Here is a 22702-nt window from a genome sequence, read left to right on the forward strand (position 1 = left end):
TGCGCACCGCTGCATCGAGAGCAATCGTGGCCCTTGCACCCAATCGCTTCACCCCGGCCTTCGGCCTCAGTAACCCGCACTTGCAAACCTTGTGGGGGCCGCTGTGGCGCAAAACCACGCATATCGAGCGCACACGCGAACGGCTTTGGCTCGAGGACGGCGACTTCCTCGACCTCGACTGGCACGGCCCGCACACCGCCAACGCCCCCTGGTGCTGGTGTTGCACGGGCTGACCGGCTCGTCGAACTCGCCTTACGTGGCCGGCCTGCAAAAAGTCCTGGGAGATCAAGGTTGGGCCAGTGTTGCGCTGAACTGGCGCGGCTGCTCGGGCGAGCCAAATCTGTTGCCGCGCAGCTACCATTCCGGCGCCAGTGAAGACCTGGCCGAAGCCATCAAGCACCTGAAAGCCAAACGACCGCTCGCGCCGTTGTATGCCGTCGGCTATTCCCTGGGCGGCAATGTGTTGCTCAAACACTTGGGCGAGACCGGCAGTGACAGTGGCGTGCTCGGCGCCGTGGCGGTGTCGGTGCCGTTTCGCCTCGATCAGTGCGCCGACAGGATCGGCCAGGGATTTTCCAAGGTCTACCAGGCGCACTTCATGCGCGAGATGCTGGCCTACATCAAGAACAAGCAGCGCCAGTTCCAGCACGACGGACGCCATGAGGGCCTGGCTGAATTGGCCGCGCTGGGTTCGCTGAAAAACCTGCGCACCTTCTGGGATTTCGATGGCCGGGTCACCGCGCCGCTGAATGGTTTCGCGAACGCCGAGGATTACTATCGCCGCGCCTCGAGTCGCTATTTCCTCGGCGAAATCCGCACGCCAACCCTGATCATCCAGGCCGCTGACGACCCGTTCGTCTTCCCTCACAGCCTGCCCGAAGCCAGCGAGTTGTCCGCCTGCACCCAATTCGAGTTACAGGCCAAGGGCGGGCATGTCGGCTTCGTCGACGGTTCATTCCGGTATCCGGGTTACTACCTGGAGCGGCGCATTCCCCAATGGCTGACCGCTGCGGGTCGTGAGTAACGCCATGGACAACGATCAGGGCGAGTCGATTCGGTTCTGGCAAACGGCGCCACTGGCCGGGGTCGAACTGTTGTCCGCACGCTACATCGAACACCGCTTCGCGCCCCATGTGCATGACGGTTATGTGATCGGACGATCTTTTGATCTTTATTCGCCGGTCGCGACGCCTCGCGCCGGTTCATTGATCCACTCGCTCCACGACCCGGCATACAACGATCCCAACGGATAACCCGCCAGGCACAACGCAAACAGGTTGTGGCACGCCGTCACGCCAGAGCCGCAATACGCGACCAACTCCGTTGGCGGACGATCACCGAGCTTTCCGGCAAAGCGTTGCTTGAGTTGATCGGCCGGCAGGAAACGCCCATCACTGCCCAGGTTGTCGGTGAACGCGGCGCATTGCGCACCGGGGATATGCCCGGCAATCGGATCGATCGGCTCCACTTCACCCTTGAAGCGCGGCAAGCCCGGGCGTCGAGCAGGGTCAGCGATGGCTGGCCGAGACGCTGCTGGAGTTGATCAGCGCTGAGCAACAACGAAGCATCCGGCGCACCGCTGAAGGTGCCATGGATAACCGACGGTGCATCGAGACTCAACGGCAACCCGGCCGCATGCCAGGCCTTGAGCCCGCCATCGAGGATAAACACGCCGTCGCGCTTGCCCAGCCAGGCCAGCAACCACCAGGCCCGCGCCGCATAGGCACCGGGCCCGTCGTCGTACAGCACCACTTCGCTGTCGGCATTGATACCCCAGGCTTGCAGGCGTTCGATCAAATCTTCGGGCTCAGGCAGCGGATGGCGCCCGGTGACGCCCTTGATGATCGCCCCGCTGAGATCACGCTCCAGATCGGCAAAAATCGACCCGGCGACATGCCCGTCCGCGTAGCTGCGCTGCCCGTAATCCGGGTCCTCGAGGGCAAAACGACAATCCAGAATCACCAGCCCCGGCTGCTCCTTCTTCAGGTCCAACGCTTGCGGGCTGATCAGTTGCGCAATGGGCATAACGGGCTCCTGTGATTAACTCGGTATTTGATCCTGCGGCCCATCTTCCAGGGCTTGGGCCAGAGGCACGTAAAACTCCTCGAACAGTGCATTCACCTCAGCGCGAGACTGATCGGAGACAAAACCGGCTTCCAGCACCAACACCTGATAAACCCCACGCTTAATCGCTTGTTCGCTCAAGTGATTGGAGTTTTCCCGCGTGGTGCACAGAAAACGCACCCAGGACGTGAGGATGATCCAGGCATTGATGGTCAGGGATTCAATCTGCACCCGGTCCATGTTCAGGATGCCAGCCTCGACGAACCCTTTGTAGATGGCCGTGCCCTGAATCACGCAGCGCTGGGAAAAGCGCCGGTAACGGGCGGCCAGGTCAGGGTCGCTTTCGAGCAGGTGTTCGAGGTCACGGTGCAAAAACCGGTAGCGCCACATCGCCGACAGCAGTTCCTTGAGGTAGTAACGCTTGTCCTCAACCGTAGCGGCGCGGCCCTGGGGCGGGTGCAGGAAGCTGTCCACCAGGCTTTCGTACTCACTGAACAACACGGCGATAATCGCCTGCTTGTTGGGGAAGTGGTAGTAAAGGTTGCCCGGGAAATTTCCATGTGGGCAGCAATGTGGTTGGTGCTGATGCTGCGCTCGCCCTGCTGATTGAACAGCTCCAGGCTGTTCTGCACGATGCGCTCGCTGGTTTTGATCCTTGGGGCCATGGCTTGAGCTTTAATTCAGAGTGCGGTGACGGGCATCTTACGACCTATCCGCGAACGGATAAAACAAAGCTGCGCCAGGATGTCATTTGACTTTCTAGAGCACAAACTCTAAAAAGCTCCTTATTACAATAAATCCGGAGCCGACCATGACTGCCGACATCGCCTACCTGCAGAACCTACAGCAGCCTCTGGACGAACTCCAAACACTGTTTGATGCGCAGCGGGCCGCCTACGCCGCCAACCCGATGCCATCCGCCGCCCAACGCCAGCAATGGCTCAAGGCATTGCGGGATCTGCTGAGCAATGAGCGCCAGGCGTTGATCGACGCCATCAGCCAGGATTTCAGCCACCGCAGCGCCGATGAAACCCTCCTCGCCGAGCTGATGCCGAGCCTGCACGGCATTCATTACGCCAGCCAACACCTCAAAGGCTGGATGAAACCGTCGCGGCGCAAGGTTGGCATCGCCTTTCAACCGGCATCCGCCAAAGTCGTTTATCAACCGCTCGGCGTGGTCGGCGTGATCGTGCCCTGGAACTACCCGCTGTACCTGGCCATCGGGCCGCTGGTGGGGGCGTTGTCGGCGGGTAATCGGGTGATGCTCAAACTCAGCGAGTCGACCCCGGCCACCGGCTTGCTGCTCAAGGAATTGCTCGGCCGAGTGTTCCCGCAAGATCTGGTCTGCGTGGTGCTGGGCGAGGCTGATATCGGCGTCGCGTTCTCCCGGCTGCGTTTTGATCACTTGCTGTTCACCGGCGCCACCAGCATCGGCAAACACGTCATGCGCGCGGCGGCGGAAAACCTGACACCGGTGACCCTGGAACTGGGTGGCAAGTCCCCGGCCATCGTGTCCCGCGACGTGCCGCTCAAGGACGCTGCCGAACGCATCGCTTTCGGTAAAACCCTTAACGCCGGGCAAACCTGCGTGGCGCCGGACTACGTGCTGGTGCCCGAGGATCGTGTCGGATCGTTCGTCGAAGCCTATCGCCAAGCGGTTCGCGGGTTTTATCCGACCCTGGCCGACAACCCGGACTACACCGCCATCATCAATGACCGACAACTGGCGCGGCTCAACGGTTACCTCAGCGACGCCACCAGCAAGGGCGCGCTGTTGATTCCGCTGTTCGACCAGGGCCAGGGCCGGCGCATGGGCCACAGCCTGCTGCTGAATGTCAGCGACGATATGACGGTAATGCAGGACGAAATCTTCGGCCCGGTGCTGCCGATCGTGCCGTACACCGATTTGGATCAGGCGTTTGCCTACATCAATCAACGGCCTCGTCCGCTGGCGCTGTACTACTTCGGCTACGACAAGCGCGAGCAGAATCGCGTACTGCACGAAACTCATTCCGGCGGCGTGTGCCTGAACGACACGCTGCTGCACGTCGCCCAGGACGACATGCCGTTCGGCGGCATCGGCGCCTCGGGCATGGGCCATTACCACGGCCACGAAGGTTTCCTGACCTTCAGCAAGGCCAAGGGTGTGCTGATCAAACAGCGGTTCAATGCGGCAAAGTTGATTTACCCGCCGTATGGCAAGTCCATCCAGAAACTGATTCAGAAGCTGTTTATCCGCTAACAATCCTCACCGCCGGGTAATAACAATAATGAGCCCAAGCCTGTCCGATACACCCGCGCTGTCACGGCGCGGCCTGCTCAAATTCAGCCTGGGCGCCAGCGCCTTTCTCGCCACCGCCGGCCTGGGCGCCAGCCTCAGTGGATGCTCGTCGAGCATTGCGGCCAACGGTTTTGCGATTCTGCGCAGCGCTGACCTGCTGTTTTTGCGGGCGCTGATCCCGGTGATGCTCGATGGCGCCGTGGCCGCAGGGAACATGCCGACGGCCGTCGATGGCACCCTTAAAAACCTGGATAGCGGCCTTAATCACCTGTCGCCGCAAATGCTCAAACTGACTCAACAGCTGTTCGATGTGCTCGGGATGGCCGTGACTCGTGGACCACTGACCGGGATCTGGGGCAGTTGGGAAAACGCCAGTGGCGATGAGATCCGGCATTTCCTTGAGCGTTGGGAAAACAGCTCGTTGAGCTTGCTGCGCATGGGGCATAGCTCGTTGCTGCAACTGGTGATGATGGCGTGGTACAGCCGGAAGGAGTCATGGGCGCATTGCGGGTACCCGGGGCCGCCTGTCGTTTGAGAATGGCGCCAGCCGCTTCACCACCGCAACCAAAATAAAAAAGAGAACCTGAACATGCCCGTACCCGATCCGTTCCGCGAAGGCCTGGCCCGTGGCTGGAAAACCTACAACGGCGCGCAATTGACCCAGGACCTGACCCTGGAAGCCGACGTGGCAATCATCGGCAGCGGTGCCGGCGGCGGCACCACGGCCGAAATCCTCAGCGCCGCCGGCTACAAGGTGCTGCTGATAGAAGAAGGCCCGCTCAAGACCAGCAGCGACTTCAAGATGCTCGAAGACCAGGCCTATGCCAGCCTCTATCAGGAAGGCATCGGCCGCATGAGCAAGGATGGCGCGATCACCATACTGCAAGGCCGGGCGGTGGGCGGCACCACGCTGATCAACTGGACCTCGAGCTTCCGCACCCCGACCCCGACCCTGGAACACTGGGCCAAAGAGCACAACGTCAAAGGCCACAGCCCCACCGAGATGGCGCCGTGGTTCGAAAAAATGGAACAACGCCTGGGCGTCGCCCCGTGGATGATTGCGCCCAACGCCAACAACGACGTGATCCGCAAAGGCTGCGAGCAACTCGGCTATAGCTGGCACGTGATCCCGCGCAATGTGCGCGGCTGCTGGAACCTCGGCTATTGCGGCATGGGCTGCCCGACCAACGCCAAGCAATCAATGCTGGTGACGACCATTCCGGCGACCCTGGAAAAGGGCGGCGAACTGCTCTACCTGGCCCGAGCCGAGAAACTGTCGATCAAGGACGGCAAAGTCACCGGCCTCAATTGCGTGGCGATGGACGACCGTTGTGTTGCACCCACCGGGCGCACCATCACGGTCAAGGCGCGGCACTACGTGCTGGCCGGCGGCGGGATCAACAGCCCGGCGTTGCTGTTGCGTTCCGACGCACCCGACCCGCACAAACGGCTGGGCACCAGGACTTTCCTGCATTTGGTGAACATGTCCGCCGGGCTGTTCGACGAGGTGATCAACCCGTTCTACGGTGCACCGCAGTCGATCTATTCCGACCATTTCCAATGGCAGGACGGCACCACCGGAAAGATGTCCTACAAGCTCGAAGTCCCGCCGCTGCAACCAGCCTTGGCCGCGACCCTGCTGGGCGGTTTCGGCAAAGAAAACTCACAACACATGGAAAACCTGCCCCACACCCACGCCATGCTGGCGTTGCTGCGGGACGGCTTCCACCCGGACAGCCCCGGCGGCAGCGTCGAGTTGCGCGGCGATGGCACGCCGGTGCTCGACTACCAGGTTTCACCCTACGCCTGGGACGGCTTGCGGCGGGCGTTTCACAGCATGGCCGAGATCCAGTTCGCCGGTGGCGCCAAAGCGGTGATGCCGATGCACGCCGATGCGCGCTACGTAAAAACCCTCGCCGAGGCCCGGACCTTGATCGATGGTTTGAGCCTTGAGCTGTATCGCACGCGCCTGGGCAGCGCTCACGTGATGGGCGGTTGTGCGATGGGTGAAGACCCGAAAAGCGCGGTGACCGACAGCCTTGGCCGCCATCATCAGATCAGCAATCTGTCGATCCACGATGGCTCGCTGTTTCCCACCAGCATTGGCGCAAACCCGCAACTGTCGGTCTACGGGCTGACCGCGCAACTGGCGACTGCCCTGGCCGATCGCCTGAAAAACCCATGAAAAAACCAATTATCCCTATCGTCTATAGTGCTTTCTTACCCAACAGGCGACTTTCCCGACCGGGAAGGCTGCGATACCATCCGACTCCCCAACGGACTCCCGCCAGGACGACGCGATGAACCGAGTGTTGTACCCAGGTACCTTCGACCCTATTACCAAGGGCCATGGCGATCTGGTCGAACGCGCCGCGCGCCTGTTCGATCACGTGATCATCGCCGTCGCCGCCAGCCCGAAGAAAAACCCGTTGTTTCCCCTGGAACAGCGTGTGGAGCTGGCCCGCGAGGTCACTAAACATCTGCCCAACGTTGAAGTCGTCGGCTTCTCGACGCTGCTGGCGCACTTTGCCAAAGAGAAGAACGCCAACGTGTTCCTGCGTGGTTTGCGCGCGGTATCGGACTTCGAATACGAATTCCAGCTGGCCAACATGAACCGCCAACTGGCGCCGGATGTGGAAAGCCTGTTTCTTACGCCTTCCGAGCGTTATTCGTTCATTTCCTCGACGCTGGTGCGTGAAATTGCTGCCTTGGGCGGCGATATCACCAAGTTTGTCCACCCGGCGGTGGCGGACGCCCTCACCGAACGCTTCAAGAAGTAGGAGCTGCCGAAGGCTCGGGCCGCGTTCGTACGATCTTTTGGGGCTAACACCCCAATTCTGGCAGTCATCGCAGCCTGCGATCTTTTGCCCTTGATCGCGCCCGCGTGCACTGCGGGCGCCAATGCGGCACAATTGCGCGCATTGGTTTATTGCGCCCGGGCCTGCCGCCCTGGCTGGAGTTAGCATGTCCCTGATCATCACCGACGATTGCATCAATTGCGATGTCTGCGAACCCGAGTGCCCGAACGCCGCCATTTCCCAGGGCGAAGAGATCTATGTGATCGACCCTAACCTGTGTACGCAGTGTGTCGGGCACTACGACGAGCCTCAGTGCCAACAAGTCTGCCCGGTGGATTGCATTCCGCTGGATGAAACGCATCCGGAGACTGAAGAACAGTTGATGGCGAAGTACCGGGTGATTACCGGTAAGGCTTGAGGACCAAAAAGATCGTCCGAAGGCTCGGGCCGCGTTCGGACGATCTTTTGATCTTGCTTCATTACTCGCGCTGCTCAAACCCATCCCCGGTACACCCCAGGCACCGCACAAATGCGGCTTTCGCCGGGTCAACCACCAACGCCTGCCCCGCATCGCCAACACCGCCACCCAACGCGGTAAACGGCAATGACACCACAAACACACCCGCACCGATCACTGTCGCCACCACCAATAGAGGTCGGGCAATCAGCAAATCGCCGATCATCGCGTAGGCCGGTGGGTTCTGGATGGTGTAACGGGGGTCGCCGCTGCCACTGCTCTCAGCCGCCAGCGTCGGCAGACCGACACTCAGCAGCAAAACAACGACAAAGGTTCGAAACGAATTCATGGCACGGTCCTTCGGCTAGGCAGTGAGAACACTGACTATAGACCGTAGGACGTATCAGCTCTGACAGCGTGGGCAAAAGACACTGGCGCGCTGCCCCAGGCGCACGTCCCGCAGCTCCGTGCCGCAGACTTTGCAGGGCTCACTGCCACGGCCGTAGACAAACAGTTCCTGCTGGAAGTAGCCCGGCTGGCCGTCACCGCCGATAAAGTCGCGCAACGTGGTGCCGCCCCGCTCGATGGCATGGGCGAGGATGCGTTTGATCTCGATCGCCAGTTTCAGGTAACGCGCCCGAGAAATACTTTTGGCTTCCCGGCGCGGGTCAATACCGGCGGCGAACAACGCTTCCGTCGCATAGATATTGCCGACCCCCACCACCACCGCGTTGTCCATGATGAACGGCTTGACCGCCATCGAACGACTACGAGACTGCTGGAACAAACGCTCGCCATCGAACAGGTCGGTCAACGGCTCCGGCCCCAGGCGAATCAACAGTTCGTGATTGAGCGGGTCGAGGCTCCAGAGCATCGCGCCAAACCGGCGTGGGTCGGTGTAGCGCAGGGCCAGGCCAGACTCGAGTTCAATATCCACATGCTCATGCTTGGCCGCCGGCGTGCCAACTTCGACCAGGCGCAAATTCCCCGACATGCCCAAATGACTGATCAAGGTGCCGACCTCGGCATTGATCAACAGGTACTTGGCGCGCCGTTCCACCAGCACAATGCGCTGGCCGGACAGCCGCACATCCAGGTCTTCGGGAATGGGCCAGCGCAAACGCCGGTCACGCACGATCACCCGGCTGACGCGTTGGCCTTCCAGGTGCGGGGCGATGCCCCGGCGGGTGGTTTCGACTTCTGGCAGTTCAGGCATGGTGTTCTCGAATCAGACGCTTTGATCAGGAAAAACCGCTCCCTCAGTGATGAGCGCCGAGGTCACGAATCGTTTGCTTGAGGGTCTCGAAATCGTAATCCGAGAGACCGACATAATCGAGTACCAAAGCCCCGATACTGTTCCACTCGTGGTCCTCGGACTGGTTACCCAGCACCCGATAGGACGCGCAAATGTGTTCGGCCATTTTCAGGATCGACAGCAGGTTTTTCAACTGACTGTTGCGCGAGGACTCATCACTGAAGATCGCCAGCGCATTGTGGTGATTGGCGATGGCGGCGCTGATGTGTTCCGGCAAGCGCCAGGACTTGGCGGTGTAATAACCGACCACGGCGTGGTTGGTGTTGAATACCCGGTTCTCGGTGTCCACTACCCGGCATTCGGCACTCGCGCTGGCATAGGCCTCTTCCAGGGTTTTCATGTAGTCCGGGAAACGCTTGAGCATCAGCGGCACGCCGCAGTCGTGAAACAAGCCCAGTGCGTAAGCCTCGTCGCCGGCCTGGGAGCCGATGCGCTTGGCCAGCGTGAGGCATGTCATCGCCACATCCTGAGCGGTGTCCCAGAACCGGTTCAGGGTCACGATGGTGTCATCGTTCATCTCGCCCTTGATCGACTGCGCGTTGATCAGGTTGATGATCGAACGGCTGCCCAGCAAATTCACCGCACGCTGGATCGAGGCAATCTTGTTACTCAAGCCGTAGTAAGGCGAGTTGACGATTTTCAGCAGTGCCCCGGAGAGACCTGGGTCCTGGGCAATCAGTTTCGCGATCACCTCCAGGTCCGGGTCAGGCATGTACTGCTCCATCTGCAGATCCACCATGATCTGCGGCTGGGCCGGCACACTGATGCCTTGCAGCGACTGTTGGATTTGTTCGCAGCTCAGCTCTTGGGACATAAGTACACACTCTGGGACAGGCAGGGATTCTAACCTTTAAAAAGTTGGATCCGACACATTGGCCGGCAGATCCCCGGAAATTTCATCGATTGCCAAACACAGGTGAGCGTCCTCGCCACAGGTCTATCTGCCAAGCCGAGGCCTTGCGCAACGCGCTATACTCCCGCTCTTTTTTCCGGAGCGACGTCATGTCCCTGCCTAGCCTGCGCCTCAAAGCCAACGCCGACCGTCGCCTGCGAAACGGCCACTTGTGGGTCTACAGCAACGAAATCGATGTAGCGGCGACCCCTTTGCACGGTTTCAAAGCTGGCGACCAGGCGATCCTCGAAGCCGCCGGCGGCAAGCCGCTGGGCATCGTCGCCATGAGCCCGAACAACCTGATCTGCGCGCGCCTGCTGTCGCGCGACATCAAGTTGCCGCTGGACAAGTCGCTGCTGGTGCATCGCCTGAACGTCGCCCTGTCCCTGCGCGATCGCCTGTTCGACAAGCCGTTCTATCGCCTGGTCTACGGTGATTCGGATCTGTTGCCAGGCCTGGTCGTCGACCGATTCGGCGACATCCTGGTGGTCCAGATCGCTTCGGCGACCATGGAAGCGCATAAAGAAGACGTGATCGCGGCGCTGACCCAAGTGCTCAAGCCAAGCGGCATTCTGTTCAAGAACGACTCCGCGGCCCGTGACGCCGAAGGCCTCAACCGCTACGTCGAAACCGTGTTCGGCCTGGTGCCGGAATGGGTTGCCCTGGAAGAGAACGGCGTGAAGTTCGAAGCACCGGTCATCCAGGGCCAGAAAACCGGCTGGTTCTACGACCACCGCATGAACCGCGCACGCCTGGCGCCGTATGCCAAAGGCAAGCGCGTACTCGACCTGTACAGCTACATCGGCGGCTGGGGCGTGCAAGCGGCCGCGTTCGGCGCCAGTGAAGTATTCTGCGTCGACGCTTCGGCCTTTGCCCTTGACGGCGTCGAGCGCAATGCCGCGCTGAACGGTGTCGCCGAAAAAATGACCTGCATTGAAGGCGACGTGTTCGAAGCCCTCAAAGAGCTGAAAGCCAGCGAAGAACGTTTCGACGTGATCGTAGCCGACCCGCCTGCCTTCATCAAACGCAAGAAAGACATGAAGAACGGTGAAGGCGCCTACCGTCGCCTGAACGAACAAGCCATGCGCCTGCTCAGCAAGGACGGCATCCTGGTCAGCGCCTCGTGCTCGATGCACCTGCCGGAAGATGATCTGCAGAACATCCTGCTGACCAGCGCCCGTCACCTGGACCGCAACATCCAGATGCTGGAGCGTGGCGGTCAGGGCCCGGATCACCCGGTGCACCCGGCGATTGCCGAGACACGGTACATCAAGAGCATTACTTGCCGGTTGTTGCCGAATAGCTAATAAGTCTAAAACCGCCATGGGTGGAATTTATCCATGGCGGATTAATCATGAGACTTGCCCTGAATAAAACCTGGCGCCCAACCATCTGCCGATGACGATAGCCATCGGTTTCAGCCTGTGGGGCTTAGTGACAAATGCGAGGGTCGGTCACTGATTGAGCGCCCTGCCGACCGGCTGATCCAAGCTTTCTTCCTGACGCCAGCGGTGTAGAATCGCGGGATTCATCGCCATTCATCCCCCGGCGGGTTTATGAGCTCAGGCTGAGGCAAGCGGCGATCCCGCAAAGTCATCGGCAACTTCCGGACACACGGCCATTTCTGAGTGTTCCAGACGTCAATAGAAGCTCACTCCCCTTTGATACCTGATTAGCCGCCCGGAGTGCTCCATGCCTGATTACCGCTCGAAAACATCCACCCACGGCCGCAACATGGCCGGCGCCCGCGCACTGTGGCGCGCCACCGGGATGAAAGATGACGACTTCAAGAAGCCGATCATCGCCATTGCCAACTCCTTCACCCAGTTCGTACCGGGCCACGTCCATCTCAAGGACCTGGGCCAACTGGTCGCCCGTGAAATCGAGCGGGCCGGCGGTGTAGCCAAAGAATTCAACACCATCGCCGTGGATGACGGCATCGCCATGGGCCACGACGGCATGCTGTATTCGCTGCCGAGCCGCGAGATCATCGCCGACTCCGTCGAATACATGGTCAACGCCCACTGCGCCGACGCCATCGTCTGCATCTCCAACTGCGACAAGATCACCCCTGGCATGCTGATGGCCGCCTTGCGCCTGAACGTCCCGGTGATCTTCGTTTCCGGCGGTCCGATGGAAGCCGGCAAGACCAAACTGGCCAGCCACGGTCTTGACCTGGTTGATGCCATGGTGATCGCCGCCGACTCCAGCGCGTCTGACGAGAAAGTCGCTGAGTACGAGCGCAGCGCCTGCCCGACCTGCGGTTCGTGCTCCGGCATGTTCACCGCCAACTCGATGAACTGCCTGGTTGAAGCCCTGGGCCTGGCATTGCCGGGCAACGGTTCGACCCTGGCCACCCACAGCGACCGCGAGCAGCTGTTCCTGCAAGCCGGGCGCACCATCGTCGACCTGTGCAAGCGTTACTACGGCGACAACGATGAGTCGGTATTGCCGCGCAACATTGCCAACTTCAAGGCGTTCGAAAACGCCATGACCCTGGACATCGCCATGGGCGGTTCCACCAACACCATCCTGCACTTGCTGGCCGCCGCCCAGGAAGCCGAGATCGACTTCGACCTGAAGGACATCGACCGCCTCTCCCGCCACGTGCCGCAACTGTGCAAAGTCGCGCCGAACATCCAGAAGTACCACATGGAAGACGTGCACCGCGCCGGCGGGATCTTCAGCATCCTCGGCTCGCTGGCCCGTGGTGGCCTGCTGCACACCGAGCTGCCGACCGTGCACAGCAAGACCATGGCCGAAGGCATCGCCAAGTGGGACATCACCCAGACCACCGACGAAGCCGTGCATCACTTCTTCAAGGCCGGTCCTGCGGGCATCCCGACGCAAACCGCGTTCAGCCAGTCGACCCGCTGGGAAACCCTGGACGACGACCGTGAAAACGGCTGCATCCGCAGTGTCGAGCATGCTTACTCGCAAGAAGGTGGCCTGGCCGTTCTGTACGGCAACATCGCCCTGGACGGTTGCGTGGTGAAAACCGCCGGCGTCGACGAGTCGATCCACGTCTTCGAAGGCAACGCGAAGATCTTCGAAAGCCAGGACAGCGCCGTACGCGGCATCCTCGCTGACGAAGTGAAGGCCGGCGACATCGTGATCATCCGTTACGAAGGCCCGAAAGGCGGCCCGGCATGCAGGAAATGCTATACCCGACGTCCTACCTGAAATCCAAAGGCCTGGGCAAAGCCTGTGCGCTGCTCACCGACGGTCGTTTCTCCGGTGGCACCTCGGGCCTGTCCATCGGTCACGCTTCACCAGAAGCCGCTGCCGGTGGCGCGATTGGCCTGGTGCAGGATGGTGACAAAGTGCTGATCGACATTCCGAACCGCTCGATCAACCTGTTGATCAGCGATGAAGAACTGGCTGCACGCCGGGTCGAGCAGGACCGCAAAGGCTGGAAGCCAGTAGAGAAGCGTCCGCGCAAAGTCACTACCGCGCTCAAAGCCTACGCCCTGCTGGCCACCAGTGCCGACAAGGGTGCCGTGCGTAACAAGGCGATGCTCGACGGGCTGTAAGGCTTAACCGTCGGATAAAAAATGCCCCGCCAAGTGCGGGGCATTTTTGTTTGCGCAGATATTCTGTAGGGGCGAGCCTGCTCCGGGCGGCGTTCCGACGATGCTCGTCAACGATAATGCTGAAAGCCTGACACCGCGCGGCGCTCTCAGGTTTTTCGCGAGCACGCTCGCTCCTGCAAAGGGGGATTGGCGTTAATCCTGCGGGTCGAGGTTATCCAGCGCCTGATTGACCGCCAGCTCGCCCAGCATGATGACCTGCGCAATCCCCAACATCGTGCTGCGCTGCGTGCCTTCCAGGTGTGCGGCGAAATCACTGGCCATGATGCTGGCTGAGGAGAGGGATTCACAGGCGTGGGCCAATAGGCTTTCCGTGTCGATACCGGGGGCGATCATGAATGTTCTGCGGGGTTTGCGAGGGGTGGCGTTGATGCGCTCGGACAGGTTGTCCGATTCTGGCGGATCGGGGGTGATTTTTAGCATTGATGGATCTCCTGAAAACATAAGGAGCCAGCACCCTCGCTACCAAACGAAGGGTGGCGGCCATACGCAGGTTGGTAGACCGGTTCAGGAACCCGGCGCGCCCGAAAGCGCCCTACGCATGGCCACCATGAAAGCAGAGACGGAAAACCTGCTAGGGGCAGAACCATGCGCCTGAAAACCCGGGCTACCAAACCCGATCGCTGATGTTCAGCGACGCGGAAAACGATAGAGCCCGAGACTTAGACGCACAAGCGGCGGATTCTGAAGTAGTCGTAGTACGTTACGCAAGGATGCGTAGGAAGTGAGAGTGTCTGGAGATATCGATCAGCAGAGGTTTTCATTGCGCCTGCTGGCCTCTTCGCGAGCAGGCTCGCTCCCACAGGGATCTACTGTGAACGCGGGCCCCCTGTAGGAGCTGCCGGAGGCTGCGATCTTTTGATCTTTTTTAGGGCAAGATCAAAAGATCGCAGCCTCCGGCAGCTCCTACAGGGGGGCCGACGATCCGGGGAATCAGGGGAATCCGACGATCCGGGGAAGTCCAGAGGAGCCAGCGGTTACTGAATCTCTTCCGGCTTGACGATCACCCAGTTCTTGTCTGCCGTCACCGGCAAGCCTTCTTTGGCCTGGGCCGCTGCGTGCTTGGCCATCATGCCGTTGAGCTGGGTCATGTATTTGTCTTTGCGGTTGACCCACAAATGAATGCCACCCTTGGCCACATCAACACTGTGGAACAGCATGTAGCCATCGCTGGTCGGGGTATCGCCACCCACCAGCACCGGTTTTTTCCACTCATCGATGTAGGTCAGGATCGCCGCTTGCTTGCCGGCCATCCAGGTTGCCGGGGTCCACAGGTACGGGGTCAACTCGAGGCCAAGGTTGGCCTTCTCGTCATACTTGCCCGCGGTGATTTGCTTGCGCGCCGTGGTCAGTTCGCCAGTCTTGCGGTCCTTGAGCAGCGTGCTCACGCCAATCACGTTCTGCGGTTTGACGTTGTAGCCGTACTTTGGATCGGCAGCGACCATGCGCACCAGCTCTTCGGAAGCGGCGGTCATTACGTAGACCTCAATGCCGTTTTCCATCAGCTTGTTATACAGCTCAGCCTGGCCGGTGAAGACCTTCGGCGGCTGGACATCGATGTTCTTGACCACATCACCGTCGTAATAAGTGCTGGGCACCGGTTTGCCGGACGCCATCAGCTCATCGACATACCCCTTGAGCTCTTGAAGGGTGAAGCCTGCGAACACTTGGGCGACCCATGGATAGCAAACCATGTCGTCGATTTCACAGAGGCGATAGTAGTAGCTGAACAGGCTTTCCTTGTGGTCGGCGGTGTCCTTGAACGGAATCAGTTTCAGGGAGGGGTCGAGAGTCTCGCGGGTAATCAGGCCCTTGTTTTCCAGGAACGGCAGCAACGACTCTTCAAGGTCGTAGCGGTAACTGGTGTTGTCCATGTCGAACACCGCGAAGTTACCTTTGTTGGCATTGGCGGCGATCATCACGTCCAGTGCCTTGGCCTGATCGGCTGGCCAGTGTTTCAGGTCAGTTGCGAATGCTTGGCCAGCAAGGCCGAAGCAGATTGCGGCAGCGAGCATTTTCGGTGCGAATTTCATCTGCTATTTCTCCCCGGATCAAAGAGATCGACGCTAACAAAAAAGTGTGACAGTTCTCGTCTGCCCGCGACCGCTTGCGTCCTGATTCCGTCAGCGGCATTCCCCTGCGCGGCATCGGCTTATTCCAAAAACGACAGTCCACCTCTGTTTTTGGTATTAATTCATTAGATATCAAACTGTTAGGCTTGCCGGTTCGCAGTCACACAAGAAGGTGGCTGGCACAAGTCTATGGAGTCCTTATGAATCTGCCGCTGATTCTCAATCTGCTGGTATTCCTCGCCCTGCTCTTCGGCCTGGCGCAAACACGTCACACCTCTTGGAGCCTGGCCAAGAAAGTCTTGCTTGCACTGGCCTTGGGCGTGGGTTTCGGCGTGGCGTTGCACGCCATTTACGGTGACGGCAACCCGGTGCTCAAATCCTCGATCGGCTGGTTCGATCTGGTCGGCAACGGTTACGTGCAGTTGCTGCAGATGATCGTGATCCCGCTGGTTTTCGCCTCGATCCTCAGCGCCGTGGCCCGTCTGCACAACGCCTCGTCGCTGGGCAAGATCAGCTTCCTGACCATCGGCACGCTGCTGTTCACCACCGCCATCGCAGCGCTGATCGGCATCGGCCTGACCAACCTGTTCGGCCTGACCGCCGATGGCCTGGTGGCCGGCACTCAGGAAATGGCCCGCCTGCAAACCATCCAGACCGACTACGCCGGCAAGGTCGCTGACCTGAATGTGCCGCAGTTGCTGCTGTCGTTCATCCCGCAGAACCCGTTCGCCGACCTGGCCCGCGCCAAGCCGACGTCGATCATCAGCGTGGTGATCTTCGCGGCCTTCCTCGGGGTCGCGGCGCTGCAACTGCTCAAGGATGATGTCGAGAAAGGTCAGAAAGTGATCAACGCCATCGACACCCTGCAAGCCTGGGTGATGCGCCTGGTGCGCCTGGTGATGAAGCTGACCCCATACGGCGTTTTGGCGCTGATGACCAAAGTGGTCGCCGGCTCCAACCTGCAAGACATCATCAAACTCGGCAGTTTCGTGGTGGTGTCCTACATCGGCCTCGGCCTGATGTTCGTCATCCATGGCCTGCTGGTATCGGCGTCCGGGATTAACCCGCTGCGCTTCTTCCGTAAAATCTGGCCCGTGCTGACCTTTGCCTTCACCAGCCGCTCCAGCGCAGCAAGCATTCCGTTGAGCATCGAGGTGCAGACCCGGCGCCTGGGCCTCCCGCAGTCCATCGCCAGTTTTGCCGCCTCGTTCGGCGCGACCATTGGCCAGAACGGCTGTGCCGGCCTGTACCCGGCGATGTTGGCGGTGATGGTCGCGCCGACCGTGGGCATCAACCCGCTGGATCCGCTGTGGATCGCGACGTTGGTGGCGATTGTGACCCTGAGTTCGGCCGGTGTGGCCGGGGTCGGTGGCGGCGCGACGTTTGCCGCGTTGATCGTGCTGCCGGCCATGGGTTTGCCGGTGTCACTGGTGGCGTTGCTGATTTCGGTCGAGCCGCTGATCGATATGGGCCGCACGGCGTTGAACGTCAGCGGGTCGATTACGGCAGGGGCGATTACCAGCCAGATCATGCAGCAGACGGATAAAGAGCTGCTGGATGCGGATGAGCATGCGCAGTTGGCGCAGGCGTAGGAGCTGCCGAAGGCTGCGATTTTTTCGCGGCTGATAAAGATCAAAAGATCGCAGGCTTCGCCAGCTCCTACAGGGCTCTACGCTGAATCTGTAGGAGCTGCCGCAGGCTGCGATCTTTTCGTGGCTGATAAAGATCAAAAGATCGCAGGCTTCGCCAGCTCCTACAGGGTTCTACGCTGAGTCTGTAGGAGCTGCCGCAGGCTGCGATCTTTTCGTGGCTGATAAAGATCAAAAGATCGCAGGCTTCGCCAGCTCCTACAGGGCTCTGCGCTGAATCTGTAGGAGCTGCCGAAGGCTGCGATCTTTTCGCGGCGGGTAAAAATCAAAAGATCGCAGGCTTCGCCAGCTCCTACAGGGCTCTGCGCGGGACCTGTAGGAGCTGCCGCAGGCTGCGATCTTTTAGGCCTTCTCCCAAACCTCAAAGCTGTAAGCCGGCTTATCCCCCTCCGCCGGATTCGGCACATTCGACACCAGTTTCCACTGGTTCAAATCAAACGCCGGAAACCACGCATCGCCTTCCGGGCTCAACGCGACCCGCGTCAGGTACAGCCGATCGGCCTGTGCCAAGCCCTGGGCATACAACTGCGCCCCGCCGATCAGCATCAGCTCATCAACGCCCTGCTCCTTCGCCCAAGCCTCGGCGCGAACAACCGCAGCCTCCAGCGACGGATAAACCTCCGCGCCCTCCAGCACCAGATCCGCCCGGCGGCTGACCACGATGTTCAACCGGCCCGGCAGCGGACGACCGAGGGAATCCCAAGTCTTGCGACCCATGATGATCGGCTTGCCCAGGGTGGTGGCCTTGAAGTATTTGAAGTCCCCCGGCAGGTGCCAGGGCATGCTGTTGTCGACGCCGATCACCCGGTTTTCACCGAGGGCTGCGATCAGGCTGAGGGGGAGTGATTTAGTCATGCCGCGAGGATACCAGAGCCTCCCTTTCCCCGATAAGCGCCACAGCGGTTATGCTCACCGTTCATTTAAGCGACGGGATGCCGCGTGACTGAACTGAATAACCTCTGGCTGACGGAAACCATCCGTCTGCGCGAAGAACATGCCGGGCCACTGGACGATCTGGAAGCCAACCGACTGGCCCGCACGGCTGGCGGCGACCTGCCGACACGGATTCAACGCCGTGCCCTGTGGCTGGCCGAGCGCGATGGACTGAGCAACGCGCTCACCCACTGGCTGCAAGGTGCGCGACTGGCATTGCTGGTGCTGGCAATACTGGCCGTGGTCAGCGGTGCCGGCCTCGCGTTTGCGGCGCTGAGCGACGGGCAAATGGCAGTGAATGTGTTCTGGGCCCTGGGCAGTTTGCTCGGGCTGAACCTGATTCTGCTACTGAGCTGGGCCTTGGGCCTGGTGTTTGCCGGTGAACACGGCGCCACCCTCGCACGCTTATGGCTGTGGCTCAGCGAAAAACTCGCCCGCGACGCCAAAGCCGCACAACTGGCCCCGGCCCTGCTGCTGTTGCTGCAACGGCACAAACTCAATCGCTGGGCCATCGGCGTGCTGGTCAACAGCTTGTGGCTGTTGGCGATGCTCAGTGCCCTGGCGATTCTGCTGACGCTGATGGCAACGCGGCGCTACGGCTTTGTCTGGGAAACCACCCTGCTCAGCGCCGACACCTTTGTCGCCATGACCCAAACCCTCGGCACCCTGCCGGCGTTGTTCGGTTTCAACGTGCCGAGCGTGGACATGATCCGCGCCAGCGGCGACACCGCGCTCAACATCGAAAGCGCCCGTCAGGCCTGGGCAACCTGGCTGGTCGGCGTCTTGGTGGTTTACGGCGTGGTGCCGCGCCTGCTGCTGGCGCTGTTTTGCCTGTGGCGCTGGAAAACCGGCCAGGCTGCCTTGCGTCTGGACCTGAACCTGCCCGGCTACGCCCAATTACGCGAACGCCTGATGCCCACCAGCGAACGCCTGGGCATCAGCGATGCCGCCCCGGATCAGCTTCACCGCGTCGAAAGCAGCGTCAGCGAATTGCACAGTGATGGCGCGCTGCTGGTGGCCATCGAACTGGACGGTCAACGTCCATGGCCGCCACAACTGCCGAAAACCGTGAGCGATGCCGGCATCCTCGACAGCCGCGAGTCGCGCAACAAACTCCTCGAACAGCTCAGCCGCTTCCCCCGGCTCGCCTGTTGATTGCCTGCGACCCACGCCGTTCACCGGATCGCGGCAGCCTGGCGTTGATCGCCGAACTGGCGCGCAACGCCAGCGCCACCCGCGTCTGGCTGCTGCAAGCGCCGCCCGGCGAAGCGCTGGATGCCGAGCGACTGGGTGACTGGCACGCCGCGCTGCAACAGCTTGAACTGCCATTCGCTGATTGCGCGCCGATGAACTGGCTGGAGGCCGGTTATGACTAAGCCGTTGAAACTCGCCGTCGTCGGCCACACCAACGTCGGCAAGACCTCGTTGCTGCGCACCCTGACCCGGGACGTCGGTTTCGGTGACGTGTCCCATCGGCCCAGCACCACCCGCCACGTCGAAGGCGCGCGGTTGTCGGTGGACGGTGAGCCGCTGCTCGACCTCTACGACACGCCCGGCCTGGAAGACGCCATCGCCCTGCTCGATTACCTCGAACGCCTGGAACGCCCCGGCGAACGCCTCGACGGCCCGGCACGTTTGGCGCGATTCCTCGAGGGCAGCGAGGCCCGACAGCGGTTCGAACAAGAGGCCAAGGTGCTGCGCCAACTGCTGGCCTCGGACGCCGGGCTCTATGTGATCGACGCCCGGGAACCGGTGCTGGCCAAATACCGCGACGAACTGGAAGTGCTGGCCAGTTGCGGCAAACCGTTGCTGCCGGTGCTGAATTTCGTCAGCAGTGCCAACCATCGCGAGCCGGATTGGCGCGAAGCGCTGGCGCGGCTGGGTTTGCATGCGTTGGTGCGCTTCGACAGCGTTGCTCCGCCAGAAGATGGCGAACGCCGACTCTATGAAAGCCTCGCCCTGTTGCTGGAAAACGCCCGCGAGCCGCTTGAACGGCTGATCGCCGATCAACAGGCCCAACGCCTGGCCCGCCAGCAAAGTGCAGCGCAGCTGATGGCTGAATTATTGATCGATTGCGCCGCGTGCCGGCGCAGCGTGGCGAGTAAACCTGAGCTGGAACAACAAGCGATCAACGAACTGCGCAAAGCCGTTCGGCAACGGGAACAACGTTGCGTCGAAGCGTTGCTTAAGCTCTACGCCTTCCGCCCACAGGACGCGGCAGCCAGTGACTTGCCGCTGCTCGATGGCCGTTGGGGCGACGACCTGTTTAACCCGGAAACCCTCAAGCAATTGGGCGTGCGAGTTGGCAGCGGCATCGCGGCCGGCGCGGCGGCGGGGGCTGGCGTCGATCTATTGGTGGGCGGCCTGACCCTCGGCGCAGCGGCACTGGCCGGTGCGATTGCCGGCGGCGCCCTGCAAACCGCGCGCAGCTATGGCGGCCGGTTGCTGGGCAAGATCAAAGGGCAGCGGGAGCTGACTGTCGATGACAGCGTGTTGCGGTTGCTGGCGTTGCGTCAGCGGCAACTGGTACAGGCCTTGAACCAGCGCGGACATGCGGCGATGGACAGCATCCAGGTCGCCACGCCTCAGGACAAGACCTGGCGCGAAGGCAAACTGCCCGAAGCCCTGCACAAGGCTCGGGCGCATCCGCAGTGGTCGTCACTCAATCCGCAGGCGAAGTTAAGTCAGGGGGAAAGGCAGGAACAGGTTGAGGTGTTGGCGCAGCAGCTGTAGACATACAGTGTTGGTGCCGGCCCCTTCGCGAGCAAGCCCGCTCCCACAGGGGAACGCATTCCAATGTGGGAGCGGGCTTGCTCGCGAAAGCCGCACCTCGGTCTTGGGGCCCTACGCAACCAACAGCCGCAATGCCTTTTCCTTCAAGACGCCAAGGTCCATCACCGGCACCCACTCTTCCTTGGCCAACTCATCCCAGTGCCGCATCCGCAAACTGACGGCACACAACGGGTCCTGCTCAAACGCCTCAGCCTCGGCCACCGTCATCACCCCACCCTGATACGCCAGCGTCCGGCGACTGGCTTCGCTCAAACGCTCGTGGTACCCCGGTTCCTTGAGCGTCAGATAACGCTTGGCCTGAACGTGATACTCCACCAGCCGCGCCATCCGCTCGCTGAAACCGGCGCGACGCAAGTAGTCCGCGCCGAGGCGCTCGTGGCTGACCACGCCAAACCCGCCCATGTTCTCGGCATCTTCAGCACAGATATGCCCGATATCGTGAAAGAACGCCGCCAACACCACTTCATCGTCAAAGCCCTCGGCCATGGCCAGTTCGGCGGCCTGGGACATGTGCTCGATCTGCGACACCGGCTCGCCGATGTAGTCGCTGTCGCCAAAGCGCTCGTACAGCGCGAAGAGCTCGGCGATCGCGTGTTCGTTGCGCGCCATCAATCCTCTCCCAGCAACAGGGCCACGTTACGTTCGGCCATCGCCGGTCCGACGCTCATGCCGACGCCAGTGTGCATCAACGCCACATTCACACCCGGAGCCGGGCGCAGGAACGAGAACGGCCCCGGCCCGCGTGAACCGTAGACACCCTGCCAGCGCTCAAGCACTTGCACCTTACAGCCCAACGTTTGCTCGGCCAGCTCGATCATCCAGTCGTCCACTTGCTCGGCGTTGAACGGTGAAGGGTCGCTGCCGTAATGGTGGGAGTCGCCGATGATCAATTCGCCATAAGGCGTCGGGCTGATCAGCAGGTGAATGCCGTTCTCTTGCAAGTGCGGCGCCTCCCGCAGAATCTGCGCGTGCACCGCCGCCGCTTCCGGCAGGTCGGCAAACGCGCCGTAATGCACGCAACTCAATCCGGTGAGCAACGCGTGCTGCAAGTTGAGGTCGATCTGCGGCCGGGCGCGGAGCATTTGCAGTCGGCAGATTTGCGGGTTCAGCGCGGCGATCGGCTCGGCAAGCAGGGTCTGATAGTCGTGGCCGGAGCAGACGATGATCTGCTCGGCGCTGAAGCTGCCGGCGGTGCTGTACAAGCGACCGGGCTCGATGTCGCGCACCAGGGTGGAAAAGTGAAACCCTACGCCCAATTCGCGGCGCAGGTAGTCGATCAGCGCTGGAATCGCGACCCGGGAATACAGCTGCTGATCGTCCTTGCCGTGCAATGCGGCACGGTGATGGCCGAACTGGCCGCCGTACAAGTCCCGCAATGGCGCGCCGCGCAGCAACTCGACGTTGTAGTTGTGTTCCACGGCGCGGCCATTGCAAAAGGCATGCAGCAGGTGTTCTTCAGCTTCGGTGCGGGCGAACAGGTATGAGCCGTTGCGCTTGAGTTGCAGGCCGGCCAACTCCGCCCATTGGCCCCAGATTTCGCGGCTGGCCTTGGCCAGTTCAAGCATCTGGCCCGGTGGCTGGCCGGTGACCAGGGCTTGGCCGAAGTTGCGGACCGAAGCGCCCAGGGGCGTTTCGCTGCGTTCGAAAACCGTGACCTTGAGGCCGCGTTTGGCGGCGGCGTAGGCGTGGGACAGGCCCAGGATGCCGGCGCCGACGATCAGCATGTCGTTGTGTTGTGTCATTAAGAGTTGTCCTGAATTCGAAGCCGCCTTCGCGGGCAAGCCTCGCTCCTACAGGTGTTGTATCGGACGCAATATTTGCGAACGACATAAATCCGTAGGAGCAAGGCTTGCCCGCG

At 61.1% G+C, this 22702-nt stretch carries 17 protein-coding genes and 6 pseudogenes; 13 read left to right on the forward strand and 10 right to left on the reverse strand.

What is annotated here, in order from left to right; all coding sequences use genetic code 11:
* Positions 1 to 26 precede the first annotated feature (26 nt).
* A pseudogene (locus JFV26_RS04485) lies at positions 27 to 1024 on the forward strand (hydrolase).
* A 4-nt stretch (positions 1025 to 1028) separates the two neighbouring features.
* Positions 1029 to 1157: pseudogene (locus JFV26_RS04490) on the forward strand (AraC family ligand binding domain-containing protein); the annotation flags it as partial.
* 14 nt (positions 1158 to 1171) lie between these two features.
* On the opposite strand, the pseudogene JFV26_RS04495 reads toward JFV26_RS04490, so the two are convergent.
* Together JFV26_RS04495 and JFV26_RS04500 are read right to left on the reverse strand one after the other, a co-directional pair.
* Positions 1172 to 2025 (reverse strand): annotated as a pseudogene (locus JFV26_RS04495) (sulfurtransferase).
* Between the two features lie 15 nt (positions 2026 to 2040).
* Positions 2041 to 2717, reverse strand: a pseudogene (locus JFV26_RS04500) (TetR/AcrR family transcriptional regulator).
* On the opposite strand from JFV26_RS04500, the gene JFV26_RS34385 reads away from it, so the two are divergent.
* The 6 genes from JFV26_RS34385 to JFV26_RS04525 all read left to right on the forward strand — a co-directional run bounded on the left by JFV26_RS34385 (position 2625) and on the right by JFV26_RS04525 (position 7561).
* Positions 2625 to 2819, forward strand: coding sequence for a hypothetical protein (locus JFV26_RS34385; protein ID WP_342215429.1), 195 nt, complete (start codon positions 2625 to 2627; stop codon positions 2817 to 2819). The pseudogene JFV26_RS04500 and the gene JFV26_RS34385 overlap by 93 nt on opposite strands.
* A 56-nt stretch (positions 2820 to 2875) precedes the next feature.
* Complete coding sequence (locus JFV26_RS04505) at positions 2876 to 4306, forward strand: coniferyl aldehyde dehydrogenase (protein WP_201190089.1); 1431 nt, start codon at positions 2876 to 2878, stop codon at positions 4304 to 4306.
* Positions 4307 to 4334: 28 nt separating this feature from the next.
* Positions 4335 to 4880, forward strand: coding sequence for a twin-arginine translocation pathway signal protein (locus tag JFV26_RS04510; RefSeq protein ID WP_201190091.1), 546 nt, complete (start codon positions 4335 to 4337; stop codon positions 4878 to 4880).
* 54 nt (positions 4881 to 4934) lie between these two features.
* Entirely contained in the window at positions 4935 to 6530 is a 1596-nt protein-coding gene (locus JFV26_RS04515; protein ID WP_201190093.1) for a GMC family oxidoreductase, read from the forward strand.
* Between the two features lie 115 nt (positions 6531 to 6645).
* Positions 6646 to 7125, forward strand: a complete 480-nt coding sequence (coaD, locus tag JFV26_RS04520; RefSeq protein WP_007945531.1) for a pantetheine-phosphate adenylyltransferase — start codon at positions 6646 to 6648, stop codon at positions 7123 to 7125.
* Between the two features lie 184 nt (positions 7126 to 7309).
* Positions 7310 to 7561: a YfhL family 4Fe-4S dicluster ferredoxin gene (locus JFV26_RS04525; protein WP_201190100.1), complete on the forward strand. Its 252-nt coding sequence runs from the start codon at positions 7310 to 7312 to the stop codon at positions 7559 to 7561.
* Between the two features lie 61 nt (positions 7562 to 7622).
* Here JFV26_RS04525 and JFV26_RS04530 read toward each other — a convergent pair whose 3' ends face one another.
* Genes JFV26_RS04530 through JFV26_RS04540 form a run of 3 tightly spaced genes read right to left on the reverse strand, consistent with a single transcriptional unit; the run spans position 7623 to position 9675 of the window.
* Positions 7623 to 7949, reverse strand: a complete 327-nt coding sequence (locus tag JFV26_RS04530) for a multidrug transporter (protein WP_201190102.1) — start codon at positions 7947 to 7949, stop codon at positions 7623 to 7625.
* A gap of 54 nt (positions 7950 to 8003) precedes the next feature.
* Entirely contained in the window at positions 8004 to 8816 is an 813-nt protein-coding gene (gene mutM / locus JFV26_RS04535) for a bifunctional DNA-formamidopyrimidine glycosylase/DNA-(apurinic or apyrimidinic site) lyase (RefSeq protein ID WP_201190104.1), read from the reverse strand.
* 43 nt (positions 8817 to 8859) lie between these two features.
* Positions 8860 to 9675 (reverse strand): HDOD domain-containing protein, encoded by an 816-nt coding sequence (locus tag JFV26_RS04540; RefSeq protein WP_201190673.1) that lies wholly within the window; start codon positions 9673 to 9675, stop codon positions 8860 to 8862.
* Between the two features lie 242 nt (positions 9676 to 9917).
* Here JFV26_RS04540 and JFV26_RS04545 point away from each other — a divergent pair, with 242 nt between their 5' ends.
* Positions 9918 to 11114 carry a class I SAM-dependent rRNA methyltransferase gene (locus JFV26_RS04545; protein ID WP_201190106.1) on the forward strand — a complete coding sequence of 399 codons (1197 nt, stop codon included), beginning with the start codon at positions 9918 to 9920 and terminating at the stop codon, positions 11112 to 11114.
* A gap of 385 nt (positions 11115 to 11499) precedes the next feature.
* Positions 11500 to 13340 (forward strand): annotated as a pseudogene (gene ilvD, locus JFV26_RS04550) (dihydroxy-acid dehydratase).
* A gap of 192 nt (positions 13341 to 13532) precedes the next feature.
* On the opposite strand, the gene JFV26_RS04555 reads toward ilvD, so the two are convergent.
* Positions 13533 to 13820: a DUF6124 family protein gene (locus tag JFV26_RS04555; RefSeq protein WP_201190108.1), complete on the reverse strand. Its 288-nt coding sequence runs from the start codon at positions 13818 to 13820 to the stop codon at positions 13533 to 13535.
* Between the two features lie 554 nt (positions 13821 to 14374).
* The gene (locus JFV26_RS04560) at positions 14375 to 15430 is read right to left on the reverse strand and encodes a haloacid dehalogenase-like hydrolase (protein WP_201190110.1); all 1056 of its coding nucleotides are present in this window, start codon (positions 15428 to 15430) and stop codon (positions 14375 to 14377) included.
* 239 nt (positions 15431 to 15669) lie between these two features.
* Between JFV26_RS04560 and JFV26_RS04565 the strand changes: the two genes are divergently transcribed.
* Complete coding sequence (locus JFV26_RS04565; protein ID WP_201190112.1) at positions 15670 to 17061, forward strand: L-cystine transporter; 1392 nt, start codon at positions 15670 to 15672, stop codon at positions 17059 to 17061.
* A gap of 399 nt (positions 17062 to 17460) precedes the next feature.
* Here the strand turns inward: JFV26_RS04565 and JFV26_RS04570 are convergent, their stop codons facing one another.
* The gene (locus JFV26_RS04570) at positions 17461 to 17973 is read right to left on the reverse strand and encodes a dihydrofolate reductase (protein WP_201190114.1); all 513 of its coding nucleotides are present in this window, start codon (positions 17971 to 17973) and stop codon (positions 17461 to 17463) included.
* 366 nt (positions 17974 to 18339) lie between these two features.
* Between JFV26_RS04570 and JFV26_RS04575 the strand changes: the two are divergent.
* A pseudogene (locus tag JFV26_RS04575) lies at positions 18340 to 19427 on the forward strand (DUF2868 domain-containing protein).
* Positions 19420 to 20784: a GTPase/DUF3482 domain-containing protein gene (locus JFV26_RS04580; RefSeq protein WP_201190116.1), complete on the forward strand. Its 1365-nt coding sequence runs from the start codon at positions 19420 to 19422 to the stop codon at positions 20782 to 20784. Before JFV26_RS04575 ends, JFV26_RS04580 begins: the two are co-directional and overlap by 8 nt.
* A gap of 111 nt (positions 20785 to 20895) precedes the next feature.
* On the opposite strand, the gene JFV26_RS04585 is transcribed toward JFV26_RS04580, so the two are convergent.
* Complete coding sequence (locus tag JFV26_RS04585; RefSeq protein WP_201190118.1) at positions 20896 to 21453, reverse strand: phosphonate degradation HD-domain oxygenase; 558 nt, start codon at positions 21451 to 21453, stop codon at positions 20896 to 20898.
* Complete coding sequence (locus tag JFV26_RS04590; protein WP_201190120.1) at positions 21453 to 22586, reverse strand: TIGR03364 family FAD-dependent oxidoreductase; 1134 nt, start codon at positions 22584 to 22586, stop codon at positions 21453 to 21455. Before JFV26_RS04590 ends, JFV26_RS04585 begins: the two co-directional genes overlap by 1 nt.
* Between the last annotated feature and the right edge of the window lie 116 nt (positions 22587 to 22702).

It is taken from the genome of Pseudomonas sp. TH31 (assembly GCF_016650815.1).
Lineage (GTDB): Bacteria > Pseudomonadota > Gammaproteobacteria > Pseudomonadales > Pseudomonadaceae > Aquipseudomonas.